This window comes from Paenibacillus sp. 7516, from assembly GCF_002272715.1.
GTDB lineage: Bacteria > Bacillota > Bacilli > Paenibacillales > Paenibacillaceae > Paenibacillus > Paenibacillus illinoisensis_A.
Genome location: NZ_NPBI01000012.1, coordinates 453135 through 466584, shown reverse-complemented (window position 1 = coordinate 466584; position 13450 = coordinate 453135). Strand labels below are relative to the sequence as shown.

Here is a 13450-nt window from a genome sequence, read left to right as displayed (position 1 = left end):
CTGATACAGTTACTACACCTCTATAAGCTTCATAAACGCCAAAAAAGGGTTCCCGCTCCAATCTGGTATACAGATTGGCGGGAGCCCTTTTAATATTAAATCGTTTATTACTTCAAGCGGTGAAGAATCAGCCTTTTTTTGTATAACATTTTACCTGCTTCGGCAACATCGCTAATCGTATTTTTGTTGCTTACCGAACCAAACACCATGCCGGCAATCGGGATAAGCTGGAACAGCTTTTTCCAGCCGAAGGATTCACTATAGGAATTGAAAACCTCACGCCAGCCCTGCATTTGTGAAACGACCTGTACTTGCTTGTCCGGATTGTCGTACTCGGCCAGTTCATCGATAATTGCCTTCTTGCCTACGATGTCGGCGGAGGAGAATTGCAGGCACTTCACTATAAATATCCGTTCCTGGGGATCGTCGGGATCATATCCGTAACATAAGGCCATCTCTTGCAGTACCTTCAGGGAAAGCCCCATTACCATCGGGATATCCGCTGCGATCGTTACGATACCGCCAATTCCTGTTGCTGCACCCTGTGCTGCGGCAAATTTGGTTCTGCTCTCCGTAATGTTGTCAGCTACGCGGTCCAACACTTCAAGCGGTAGATTCTCTACACTATGAATTTTTGCAGTCCCTTCTGCTTCCGTATCCTCTTCCAGGCGATAGGTATGGTCCGTCATGGAGTAACCCGATTTCTCCGCTTCCTCTTGAAGCAGCTTGGCTACTTTCTTTTTCTGAACGAGAAATTTGCCGCCGTTCTGCACATACTGCCCAACTTCGTTCAGGGCATCACCAATTTTCTGTTTGATTGCTTTTGGCATGACTTTATCCAGCATGGCAAATGGCAAACGCCCAATTTTATCCCAAATGAATAAATCCTTCTGTTCCTTTTCCCACTTTAAAATCTGCTCAAGCTCCTGATCCAATGTTTCACGTGAATCCATATATGATCCTCCTGTTATGTTCGATTAATTCTTCAGCTATGGATTGTATACGTTGAAAAAGGATTCTGGTTACTAATCGGTGTGATTTTGCCTGTATACCTTAGGGGAGACTCCATAGGCCTTTCGGAACTGACGGGTGAAGTAGTTGCTATCGTTAAACCCGCATTCATAGGAGATCTGGGTTATGGTCAGGCCGCTGTGTTTCAACAAGCTGCATGCTCTCTCCAAGCGGAGCGTCAGCATATAAGCAATTGGCGTCATCTGATAATAAGAGCGAAAGATCCGATTCAGGTGCCTTACCGAGATATTGGATTTACCTGCAATCTCCTCCAGTGTCAGCGGCTCCAAGTAATGATCTTCCATATAGGATATGGCATTCGCCAAGTGCATCAGATGGTTGCCCTCCATTCCTTTTTCCTGCGTATCATAGTGCCTGGACAGATAGACGACCAGCTCCGTAAACCGCGAGAGCAGCATCGTCTGATACCCCTGCAGCTGGCCATGATACTCCTCAATCATGACCGCAATCAGCGATTCCACATACTCCAGACTGGGAATGGGAAGCGCCAGCTTGCTGGGATAGGAGTGAATATTGCGATAGTATGGTTCCAAGACAAACAGTGCCTGAAACCCGTTCGATTTCTTCAGATCCGGTCCAATGGATGCAAGCATCTCCGGTCTGAACATAATATTGCAGATTTTAAAATCATGAGGGTCCCTGTAAGCATGAGGTGTGGAGCCGTTAATGACAAAGGCATTGCCCTTTTTGATAAAATACTCCTCCGTATGTACAACATGCGTGGCATTACCGTTCAGCACAATCACGAGCTCCGAAAAATCGACGTGCTGATGCAGCTCGGTATCCTCCTCATGCCCACCGTACTGAATATAAAATGGAAACTGCAAGTCAGATGTAAACCAGTTCAGATACGTGCTGCTCAATCGTTTCTCCTCCACGATTCCGGTTGGATTGATGTCTATATCATGCTACTCCAGGACCGAAAAATCAAGGTTTCCACCGTACTCCCCCGATATAATTCATCATGTAGAGACGCCAGTGGATGACGGATTGAGGAGGTGTATACGAACAGAAACACATGATCATGATTCTGCTCTACGGGCAGTCTGATCTTTTTTAAGATCACATTTGTAAACGCATTCACAAATACAGATATCTCAGGGGGTTAGCATGGTTAAATCGATAAGAAACATTCCCAAATGGTCAGTCGCGCTCACACTCTCATTAAGCTTGCTTGCAGGATGCAGCAGTGAAGATGCAACAAACGGCAGCTCCAGCGGTGATGAAACTGCTCCGGTAAACTTCACTTTCTTCGGTGCAGATGCCAATCCGAATTGGAGCAACATGCAGGATGATGTCGGAAAGGAAATTACCAAACAAACAGGTGTAACCCTGAACGCAGAGTTCGCCATGTCGGATCCTTCCCAGCGTTTGGCACTAATCGCAGCAAGCGGGGATTACCCGGATCTGATCAGTCCCAAAGGGGATCTCGACAAATTGATCGATGCCGGGGCCATGCTTGATCTAACCGATCTGATTGAAGAGCATGCTCCCAACCTCAAAAAACTGTTTGGGGATGAAATCAAGCGGCTTCGCTACAGCAATGATGATCCCTCCATCTACGTCATTCCAACATACTCTGCGATTGATGGGGTCAACTTCGTCGCAGGCGGCGGCTTCCAGCTGCAGCATCGAGCCGTGAAGGAAGCTGGATATCCAGAGATCAAAACGTTACAGGATTACGAGAATGTCATCCGCAATTATCTGGAGAAACATCCTACCGATGAAAATGGCAACCCAAACATCGGTATGACGCTGAATGCGGACGACTGGCACATTCAGATTACCGTCACGAACCAGGCTGCCGAAACGACCGGCAAATCAGGTGACGGTGAATACTACATCGATCCAGAAACCTATGAGGCTTCTTATCATTTCCGGACCGAAGGTGAAAAGGAATATTTCCAGTGGCTGAACCACATGTACAATACCGGTTTGCTGGATAAGGAGTCCTTTGTGCAAAAGAATGACCAGTATCTGTCCAAAGTCGCTTCTGGCCGGGTCATCGGCCTGACCGATGTGGACTGGGGCTATGCTGATGGTGAAAAGGCATTGAAAGCTGCCGGTAAAAATGACCAGACTTACGGACACTATTCCGTCATGTTGTCGGATCAATACAAGGATAACCGTTATCAATCAACGGGCTTTATGGCTGGCTGGGGTGTAGGCATCACCATAGACTGCGAAGATCCGGTCCGGGCGATCAAGTTCCTGGACTACCTTGCTTCAGAAGAAGCACAGGTTCTGAACAATTGGGGAATTGAAGGCAAGCATTATGAAGTCAAGGATGGTACCCGTGTTGTCCCTGCTGAAGTACAGGAACGTATCGTGAATGATAACATTGCATTCAGCAGGGAATCGGGTATCGGATTTTACACGAACCTCGGAGCTCATTATGGAGACGGCGTCAAAGACTCTACAGGCAATTATTACACCAAGAACTTCCCGGAACAGATTGTGGAAAATTATACGGATGCTGATAAGGAAACACTCAAGGCCTATGGTGCCACAACATGGATGGATTTGTTCCCGAATGAAAAGGACTTTCCGGCCAAACCTTGGGGTGCCGTATGGAACATCTCCGTGCCGAGCGAGGACGAGATCAACATTATCTCAAGTAAGGTCAAGGACATCACATGGAAGCAGATTCCGCAGGCCATTATGGCCAAACCGGAGGAATTCGAGGCGATCTGGAATGACTATCAGCAGATGCTGATTGATGCCGGCGTTGAGAAAATGGAACAAGGATTTACCAAGTACGTACAGGACCGCGTTAAACTTTGGAATGAATAGGAGTAATACATGATGAAATACAGCAATCCCGTGATACCCGGCTTTTATCCCGATCCGAGTATCTGCCGGGTAGATGAAGATTATTACCTGGTGACCAGCACCTTCGAATATGCTCCAGGAGTGCCCATATTCCACAGCCGAGATCTGGTCCACTGGCGGCAGATAGGCCATGTGCTAACCTCTGACCAACAGATTGTACTGGAAAATGCATGGGTTTCCGGGGGAATTTATGCGCCAACCCTTCGGCATCATGACGGCTGGTTCTATATGATCACGACCAATGTAAGTGCAGGTGGCAACCTGTATGTACGCAGCCGTCAGTCTGAAGGCCCTTGGTCGGAACCCATTTATGTCGATCAGAAAGGCATTGATCCCTCCCTTTTGTTCGATGAACATGGCAGGGTATACTTCCAATCTGCCTGTAACGGTGCAGAAGGTGAAGGCATCTATCAGTGCGAGATCGATATCGAAACAGGAGAACGTTTAAACGAAAGCCGGTTAATCTGGAAAGGAACAGGAGGAGCCGCACCTGAGGCACCCCATCTGTACAAAGTAAACGACATGTATTATCTGATGATTGCTGAAGGTGGCACGGAATATGGTCATATGGTGACCATTGCCCGCAGCAACGATCCCTATGGTCCATATGAAGCATGTCCCTCCAATCCCATCCTGTCCAATCGAAGCATGAAGACCACCATCCATGCTACAGGGCATGCAGACCTTATCCAGATTCAGGATGGAAGCTGGTGGGCGGTCTGCCTCGGCATTCGTCCTGCTGCCTATCCGCTGCGGCATCATCTGGGACGTGAAACGTTCCTTGCCCCAGTTACATGGACTGAAGATGGATGGCCTGTCATCGGTGATAACGGACATATCGAGCCTGTCATGACTGGACCGCAGCTGCCGGAAACGCCGTGGCCATCGCCAGCAGTTCGAGACCATTTTGACCTGCCCACACTGGGGCTGGGCTGGATGTTCCTGCGAAATCCGGCTCCCGGCAGCTGGTCACTAACTTCGAATCCGGGCCACTTGACCTTATGCGGTAACTCCCTCTCCCTTCATGAGCAGGGGAATCCCGCATTTGTCGGGCGGCGGTTGAGTCATTTCCAATGCAGCATCGCTGCCGGGCTGGACTATGAGCCCCTGCAGCAAGAAGAAGAGGCCGGATTAACGGTCTTCATGAATGGAAAATATCATTATGATCTGGCGATTAAGCAGGTTCATGGACAGAAAAAAGTTATTTTCCGCCGAACCGTAGGTTCATTACAAACTGAACAGGTTCACGACTGTGGAACCGGCCCCGTCAGATTAAAAATTAAGACAGATCGTAATCAATTCACGTTTTTCCTGCAGTACGACTTGGGGGACGACATCCTGATTGGATCTGGTGAAACCCATCTGCTCTCTACCGAAGTGGCAGGCGGCTTCACCGGCATCATCATCGCGATGTACGCCCATGCTCCATCCGGAGCAGGTACGCCAGCTCATTTCGATTGGTTCGACTATGAACCGCAAGAGGAAACACAGGACTAATCATTGTATAGAAGCCATCCAAAACAAACCAAAAAACCCACCGTCCATGTTGATCTGGCCGCGGTGGGTTTTAAGTATCTTCTAGCGATGAAGTTATTCCTTACATTATCAATCTAACTAGGTCAATCCCGCAAATAATCTCTCTTACTTGCCGGAAGGCTGTGCTTCAGCGGTATACCCCGCTGGAATATCCGTCTCTGCCGTAACTTCCGTGATAACCATCGGATACATCATGTCCGGATCCGGCTGAACGATGGAATACAGCACGATTGCACGTCCATCCTTCTCCAGTTTGACGTCATCAATCTTCAAGCCGTATCCAGGATGAGGCATTTCAGCCGTGAGCTTCACCTTCGTTGTTTTGTCATCAACCTTGGTTGTAGTTACTTCAGGTACGATGGCTTGCTGGCCTTCCCCTGGAGTCTCTGGAGCTGGCTCAGCCGAGCCACCATTGCCGTGCTTATCTACAAATTCAAGTGCATTGAAGATCATGCTTGCAGCCTCCATACGGGTAAGCGACTGATCTGGACGGAAATTGCCGTCCTTATCCAGTTCAATGATGTTCATGTTCAGCAGGTTCTGGACTGCAGATATGGCGTCCTTACCGATTTTATTTTCATCCTTAACAAAATTATACTTCATAATAACCGGATAATTCCCGGTTGTGTTAATGCCTTCATGAAGCAAAATAACAAATTGCTCACGTGTCATCTTGCCTTGCGGATTCAACTCTACCGGGATGGACAGGCCATTCTGGGTTGCAGCCTGTACAGCATCTGCATACCAGGTATCCGGACTGATTTTATTTTGCGCGGAAGCGGCAGCATATTCATTTTTCAATCCAAATGCCTTCACGATCAATTGAACACCCTGCGGCTCGGACAACGCCTGATCCGGACGGAACAGATCCGCCGTTACTCCACTGACAACCCCTTTGGATTTCAGGGAATCCACGATGTTTTTTTGTCCCTCATCTGTTACGTCCGAAAAAGCGAATACAGAAGCACCTCCTGCCGTCAGAGAAACGCAAAGCGCAAGTGTTGCAGCCAATCCTTTTTTATGTTTCATTTCCTGGCACCTCCTAAGATTAGTAAACCCTATTTTTGACTTCTTCAATCCTACAGACGGGACACCCTCAGAAAATGTTTCAGAGAATTCGACATTAGGGTAATCTTGTGCAAAAAACTACATATACATGTCTGCATGGCCTGCAAATTTTCACTTTCATGCCCTTCTTCCCGGCTTCGTTGACAATGATACGAATTAGCGCAAAAATAAGAAAAGAAGAAATCATTCGTTAACGGATAAATAGCAAACTGGATCGCATAAAGTAAGAGGGCACGACGCGCTAATTATAGGTGTCGGCCCTTTTCTTGCCTCCGTACCTTACCTAACTTTCACCCGAATAAAGGAGAACCCGAGATATGTCCAAGACAGGTTTGCTTCGAAGCTATGTCGTCTCCAACTGGCCCGTGTATCTGACTGCCGTTGTGCTGATCATTGCCTCCAATGTCGGTCAGGCCTCTTTGCCCCGTATTCTGGGCAGTTTCACGGACCAGCTCATGCAGAATACGCTTCAAATGAATACAGTCATCCGTTACAGCCTATGGCTTCTGGCCATCGCCATCGCCTACAACCTTCTCTTCGGAACAGGACAGTTCATGATTATGCGACTTGGACGCCGCTTCGAATTCATGACACGCGAACGCATTTTTGGCAAGTTTTCCGAATTGAGCGAGCACTACTTTTCCAAGCAGGGAAATGGGAAACTGCTCAGCTATGTCATGAATGACGTTACCTCCGTACGCGAAGCCATTTCCAACGGGGTGACGATGATGACAAATGCCACATTTCTGTTGATCTCCTGTATCGTCATGATGCTGCTTAGCGGCATTCCAATGAGCCTGATTCTGATCAGTATCATTCCCTTGCTGGCCATACCCTTTCTGGTTGTGTTCTTTGGCCCCCGCATCCGCAAGCGTTCTCGTGATGTGCAGGATGCTCTTGCGAGCATGACTGAATCTGCCGAAGAGCAGCTAGGCGGAATTCGCGTGACGAAGACGTTTGCCATTGAAGACGGTGCCCGTGCACGATTCGGCGCAACTGTAGATGCCATTAAGGAAAAACAATTGCGACTTGTGCGCCTCTCTTCCCTGTTTCAAGCGCTGCTGCCACTGCTTGGTGCCATCTCGCTCGTTGTTTCCCTGCTTGTCGGCGGTATTCTGACGATGCAAAATTCCATTACACTCGGAAGCTTTGTCGCGCTGACGCTATATTTGCGAATCATTATGGGACCGCTTCAGCAGATTGGCAATGTCATTAATACCATGCAGCGATCGGGAGCGTCCCTCGAACGGGTTAATGATCTGCTGACAGAAAAACCGGATGTCCGGGAAGTCCCCGGGGCCAAAACACTGAATGCCGTGAATGACATTACCATTGAAGACTTGTCCTTTTCCTACCCCGGGAGCTCAGCTTCCGCACTTAAGCACATCAGTCTGAAGATTGGGGCAGGACAGACTGTGGGCATCGTGGGCAAGACCGGCTCTGGCAAAAGCACCCTGGTCAAACTGCTGCTTCGTACATATGAACCGCCTGAGGGCACGATTCGTATGAATAGCACAGACATTCGGCAGCTGTCGCTGGAAAGTCTTCGTTCCCGCATTGCCTATGTCCCGCAGGATGGTTTTCTATTCAGTACCACCATTCGTGACAACATCGCATTCAGTGACCGGGAAGTACCGCTGGACACCGTGGAACGCAGTGCAAGGCAGGCGATGATCTACGACAACATTATTCGCTTCCCGGATCAGTTCGACACACTGCTCGGTGAACGCGGACTGACATTGTCCGGCGGTCAGCGTCAGCGAACCAGCCTGGCTCGGGGATTGATCAAAAAGGCTCAGGTCCTTATTCTTGATGACAGTATGAGTGCGGTTGATGCTGTCACGGAAAGCGGCATTCTACGAAGCCTGAGGGAGATTGGCAAAGGCAAAACTACCCTGATTATCTCCCATCGCATCAGCGCCGTCCGTCATGCGGATGAAATTATTGTACTGGATGAGGGACACATCGCTGAACAAGGCACGCACTCGCAATTGATGGCCGCTGATGGCCTGTACGCTGCGACCTATCGTTTGCAGGAGGAGGGATTGCATCATGAAGGATCATAAGACTGGCGCCCATACCGAAGCGAACCCCGTACCTCAGGCCTCATCCGGGAACCATACGGGTTCGGGCACGGAGAGTGAACTCAGCAAGCGTTCATCATTTAAAGCGATGATGAGCTACGCCAAACCTCATCGATTTGCGTTTTTGGGCATCTTTTTATGCTCCTTGCTCGGGATCTCCGCCGACCTGCTTCAACCCTATTTGGTCAAAATCGCCATTGATGATCATCTGGCGATCGGTCAGACCAGCGTGGGATTTCTTGTAAAACTGGCTGCCGTCTATCTGGCACTGGCTGTAATCAGCTTTATTTTTACCTATATACAAAACAACTTGCTGCAGCATGTCGGTCAGAACATCGTCTCCCGTATTCGCAAAGATCTCTTCCGGCACATCTCCAAAATGTCCATGTCCTTCTTCGACCGCTTCCATATCGGAAGTCTGGTCACGAATGTGTCCAGCGATACGGAGACCATCAGCAGTTTCTTCACCCAGGTACTGCTCAGTCTGATTCGGGATGGCATGATGCTGGTGCTTATTATCTTCTTCATGTTCCAGCTTGATCCGGTGCTCGCTGGTTACTCGCTGATTGTACTGCCCGTTATCGCCATTGTAGCGATCCTGTTTCGCAGCAAGCTGCGCCAGGCCTATCAAAATGCCCGTACTCGTCTCTCTCGCCTGATTGCTTTTACAGCGGAGAACCTGTCCGGTATGTTTCTGATTCAGGCTTTTCACCAGGAGGAGGAACAGAAGAAACGCTTCACAGAGCAAAACAAACTACATTTGAAGGCCAACATTACCCAGGCCCGTTCCAATGTCATCTTCAACCGGACGTTTGACATTTTGGGTAACGCCGCTCTGGTGATGATGGTATGGCTTGGCGGACGCGCCGTGCTGGGTGAATCGCTGCAGGTCGGTGTGCTTTATGCGTTTATCAGCTACATCCGCCAGTTCTTCCAGCCGATCAACCAGATTACGATGCAATGGAATACGTTCCAGTCCACTACCGTATCCATGGATCGGATCTGGAACATTCTGAATACCAAACCCGAGGTCGCAGATCCAAAAACAGAGACCGCTTCTTCACTGGACCCCCGGGACGTGATGGGACAAATTGATTTTAACGATGTGTCATTCGGCTACCGAGCTGACCGTCCACTCATTCAGCATCTGAATCTGCACCTCTATCCAGGGGAAATGGTGGGCATTGTGGGTACAACGGGAGCTGGCAAAAGCACACTGATCTCCCTGCTCAATCGGTTCTACGATGTCAATCAGGGCAGCATTGAAATCGACGGCGTGGATATCAGGCAGCTGCCTCAGGCCAAGCTGCATCGTATTGTGGGGCTTATTCAGCAGGAGCCTTTTCTGTTCTCAGGCTCCATTATTGACAATGTCCGCATGTTTCGGGAGGATATTACGAGAGAACAGGCAATCGAAGCCTGCCGTTTTGTCGGGGCACATGCCATGATCTCACGACTGCCGCAGGGATACGATACCCGCCTCTCGGAACGCGGTAGCGGTCTGTCTGCCGGGGAACGTCAGTTAATCTCTTTCGCCCGCATAGTCGTATTCCAGCCCCGTATACTTATTCTCGATGAGGCAACCGCCAATCTGGATTCCCATACCGAGCAGCTGGTGCAGCAGGCACTGGAAACGGTATCTCAGGGTCGAACCACGATTGTCATTGCACATCGCCTGTCTACCGTCATGCATGCAGACCGGATTCTGGTCATGGAACATGGCGAAATTGTCGAGGAAGGTTCGCATCAGCATCTGATCGAAGCCGAAGGCATCTACGCCGACCTGTACGCCCATGCACGGGAGACCGGTGGTGACACGGCAATTCCGGGGTAATGAATGCCAATCTGTGCCGCCTGCACTGCAGTGCGGCATAGTTTGCTTATGGGGCAAATGATAATAAGGAGGAGTTGCTTCTGCAACATGAAACAGCTGAGTTTGGTGATCAGCATTTAGGCTATCGCCGGAGTACTGTGCTCTGGAAAAGCGCATTGTGTCTTATATTTTTACTGTTATGTGTAGCTCTACTATGGATCAATTACGTTGAATACGCTGGAAAATGGCAGACATTACCCTACACGATTGCTGCCATTATTGGCATGTGGATCGTGGGTCCACTGTTTTTCATGTTTTTGTCGGGCTTAACCAGACGATCCACCGTGTTATTATCATGGAATGATGAAGCTCTCGTTACACAGGGAAGGGCCGTTTCTTGGCATAAAATTCGTCATATAGAACTTACATCATCCGGGGCCAGCAGTTGGATGTTGTCCGCCGCCCCCATGCTCGCCCTGCATCTGAAGGACGGTAAACGGCTTTACATCCGCACCGGCCATTTACTTACCGCCAAAGAATTGCTCCGAGCCGAAATTCTGCTTCAGTTGAACCTGCGCGAAAAGCAACAACGAGAGACTTGAAGCTCACTTCTCCCATTCCGTTCTGGGTTATGCGTGTTATTTACCGCAAAAACGGGTTGTATACCATATAGGAGAATATATACCTATCTTGAAGGAGTGCAGATGCAATGAAAATTCAATTGATTCGTCATGCCACCCTATGGCTTGAATATGCCGGTCTGAATATTCTGGTTGATCCGATGTTGATGGATCCTGAAGAGATGCCTGCTTTTCCCAACACACCTAATGATCTACGTAATCCGAGAGTTGCCTTGCCGGAAACAGAGACCGATTACACCAATCCGGATTTGGTGATGGTTACCCATACCCACATCGATCACTGGGATGCAGCCGCAGCGGAGCGCCTCCGCAAGGATGTGCCTTTGCTGTGTCAGCCTGGTGATGAGAACGTATTTATCGAAGCCGGTTTTACGAGCGTTCATGCGGTGGATGAGAAATATGAGTTTCATTCCGTGCGTTTTGCACGAACTTCAGGCCAGCACGGCACAGGAGAAATCGCCGAGCGGATGGGCAAGGTTTCCGGTTTTGTACTTGAGGCTGATGCCGAACCCGTATCGTATATTGCAGGAGACACGATCTGGTGCGAAGAACCGGCCGAGGCCATAGAGCGATACCAACCGGAAGTGATCGTTGTGAACGCGGGAGGTGCCCGTTTTACCCAAGGTGATCCAATCACCATGGACGGACCGGATGTAGCTGCAGTGAAACGACATGCACCGGATGCACATGTTATCGCCGTTCATATGGATGCCATTAACCATTGCATGATGACCCGGTTGGATCTCGCCAGTTATCTGGCTTCCGAACATTTGGACGGGCAGGTTCTCATTCCCCGGGATGGCGAAAGTTTCGTATTTGATTCAAGATCGGAGCAGGTGTAAAACGCGTTAATCTGAATAGTAAAAAAAGGGTGTTCCCGTCATGAGGGAACATCCTTTTCTTCAATTACACTTATTTTTATTGAATTTTCAAACGAATCACGTTCCAGGAAGCCTTCGCCAGACTCGCAGTAACCAGTGTGCCTGACACTTCTGCCCCGCCGCGGTTATGTGGCGCCACCCGATTCGGCTGTGCAGCCGTATTCACGGCTTTGAGGTCATCACTTTCCAGTACGATATGCTCCAGCAGGCTGCATTGTCCGAAGCTGCGCAGATCGACTTCAAGCTGGAGAGAATCCTCCAAATGACGGTTCACGGCAAATACAGTTACTTCACCCTGCTCTTCATTATGTACCGCAATCCCTTCCAGGTACGGCACATCCGTAATTTGCTTCGTATCGTATTTCGCTGATTGAATCAGTGGCACAAGTGCTGTTCCACGTCCAAAGACGGAAGCGTGCATAAACGGATAGAAAATGGTCTGTCTCCAGGCAGCGCCACCTGTGTCCGTCATGATCGGCGCGATAACGTTGACCAATTGTGCGAGGCAGGCCATCTTCACGCGATCCGCATGCTTAAGCATGCTAATCAGCATACAGCCCACAAGCAGCGCATCTTCATGGTTGTATACATCCTCCAGCTGCGGAGGTGCAATCTGCCACGGATCCAGCTTCCTGTCACTTTCATTGGAATGGTACCACACGTTCCACTCATCGAAAGACAGATACATCGTTTTCTTGCTGCGCTTCTTCGCCTTGATGTAATCACAGGTTGCCATGACGGTCTCAATAAACCGATCCATCTCCAGCGAACGCGCCAGGAACGTAGGCGTATCATCATCCGCGTTGCCATAATACTGATGGAGTGACAAGTATTCCACATGATCATAGGTATGATCCAGCACAGTTGCTTCCCATTCCGGGAACGTTGGCATGCCCAGTGACGAACTTCCGCAGGCAACCAGCTCAATGGTTGGATCAGTCCATTTCATGACTTTCGCTGCTTCAAGCGCAACCCGTCCATATTCTTCTGCCGTTTTGTGACCGATCTGCCATGGGCCGTCCATCTCGTTACCCAAGCACCAGGTTTTGACCGCATGCGGCTCCTTGTAACCATGCTTGATTCGCAGATCACTATAATATGAACCTTCCGGATGGTTGCTGTACTCCACGATGTTCCGGGCTGCATCTACGCCCCGTGTCCCCAAATTGACGGCCATCATGACTTCGGAATTTGCAAGTTTGGACCAATCCACGAACTCGTTGAAACCGAATTCATTAGTTTCAATGGTTCTCCAAGCGAGCTCAAGTCTGCGTTTACGTTCTGCCACGGGACCTACGGAGTCTTCCCAATTGTAACCGGATACAAAGTTTCCCCCAGGATAGCGTACAATCGGCACCTGCAGCTCCTTGACCATCTCCAGCACATCCGTACGGAATCCCGCTTCGTTCGCTGAAGAATGCCCCGGCTCATAAATACCGCCATATACGGCGCGTCCGAGATGCTCAATGAATGAACCGTATAAACGTTTATCGACTGCACCAATCGTGAAATCCTTGTCTACCGTCATTTTTGCTTTTACCATCGTGAAGTTCAGCTCCTTAA

10 protein-coding genes are annotated in these 13450 nt (G+C 49.3%); 6 read left to right on the top strand and 4 right to left on the bottom strand.

The genetic code is table 11. The features are described 5' to 3' along the window. Positions 1-107: 107 nt before the first annotated feature. A complete protein-coding gene (locus tag CHI14_RS13315; protein WP_095288915.1) occupies positions 108-953 on the bottom strand; it encodes an EcsC family protein in 846 nt (281 codons plus the stop codon). Positions 954-1025: 72 nt separating this feature from the next. After that, the gene (locus CHI14_RS13310) at positions 1026-1895 is read right to left on the bottom strand and encodes a helix-turn-helix domain-containing protein (protein WP_095288914.1); all 870 of its coding nucleotides are present in this window, start codon (positions 1893-1895) and stop codon (positions 1026-1028) included. Between the two features lie 247 nt (positions 1896-2142). On the opposite strand from CHI14_RS13310, the gene CHI14_RS13305 reads away from it, so the two are divergent. Together CHI14_RS13305 and CHI14_RS13300 are read left to right on the top strand one after the other, a co-directional pair. Further along, complete coding sequence (locus tag CHI14_RS13305) at positions 2143-3825, top strand: ABC transporter substrate-binding protein (protein WP_095288913.1); 1683 nt, start codon at positions 2143-2145, stop codon at positions 3823-3825. Positions 3826-3837: 12 nt separating this feature from the next. After that, the gene (locus tag CHI14_RS13300) at positions 3838-5361 is read left to right on the top strand and encodes a glycoside hydrolase family 43 protein (protein ID WP_095288912.1); all 1524 of its coding nucleotides are present in this window, start codon (positions 3838-3840) and stop codon (positions 5359-5361) included. A 144-nt stretch (positions 5362-5505) separates the two neighbouring features. Here the strand turns inward: CHI14_RS13300 and CHI14_RS13295 are convergent, their stop codons facing one another. Continuing rightward, entirely contained in the window at positions 5506-6429 is a 924-nt protein-coding gene (locus tag CHI14_RS13295) for an S-layer homology domain-containing protein (protein WP_095288911.1), read from the bottom strand. A gap of 356 nt (positions 6430-6785) precedes the next feature. Between CHI14_RS13295 and CHI14_RS13290 the strand changes: the two genes are divergently transcribed. The 4 genes from CHI14_RS13290 (at position 6786) to CHI14_RS13275 (ending at position 11848) form a co-directional block, all read left to right on the top strand. After that, the gene (locus CHI14_RS13290; RefSeq protein ID WP_095288910.1) at positions 6786-8534 is read left to right on the top strand and encodes an ABC transporter ATP-binding protein; all 1749 of its coding nucleotides are present in this window, start codon (positions 6786-6788) and stop codon (positions 8532-8534) included. A 106-nt stretch (positions 8535-8640) separates the two neighbouring features. Further along, positions 8641-10386, top strand: coding sequence for an ABC transporter ATP-binding protein (locus CHI14_RS13285; protein WP_095289118.1), 1746 nt, complete (start codon positions 8641-8643; stop codon positions 10384-10386). Between the two features lie 74 nt (positions 10387-10460). Next, complete coding sequence (locus CHI14_RS13280) at positions 10461-10967, top strand: hypothetical protein (protein WP_095288909.1); 507 nt, start codon at positions 10461-10463, stop codon at positions 10965-10967. A gap of 107 nt (positions 10968-11074) precedes the next feature. Continuing rightward, a complete protein-coding gene (locus CHI14_RS13275) occupies positions 11075-11848 on the top strand; it encodes an MBL fold metallo-hydrolase (protein ID WP_095288908.1) in 774 nt (257 codons plus the stop codon). 76 nt (positions 11849-11924) lie between these two features. On the opposite strand, the gene arfA is transcribed toward CHI14_RS13275, so the two are convergent. Further along, positions 11925-13430 (bottom strand): arabinosylfuranosidase ArfA, encoded by a 1506-nt coding sequence (gene arfA / locus CHI14_RS13270; protein WP_095288907.1) that lies wholly within the window; start codon positions 13428-13430, stop codon positions 11925-11927. Positions 13431-13450: the final 20 nt, after the last annotated feature.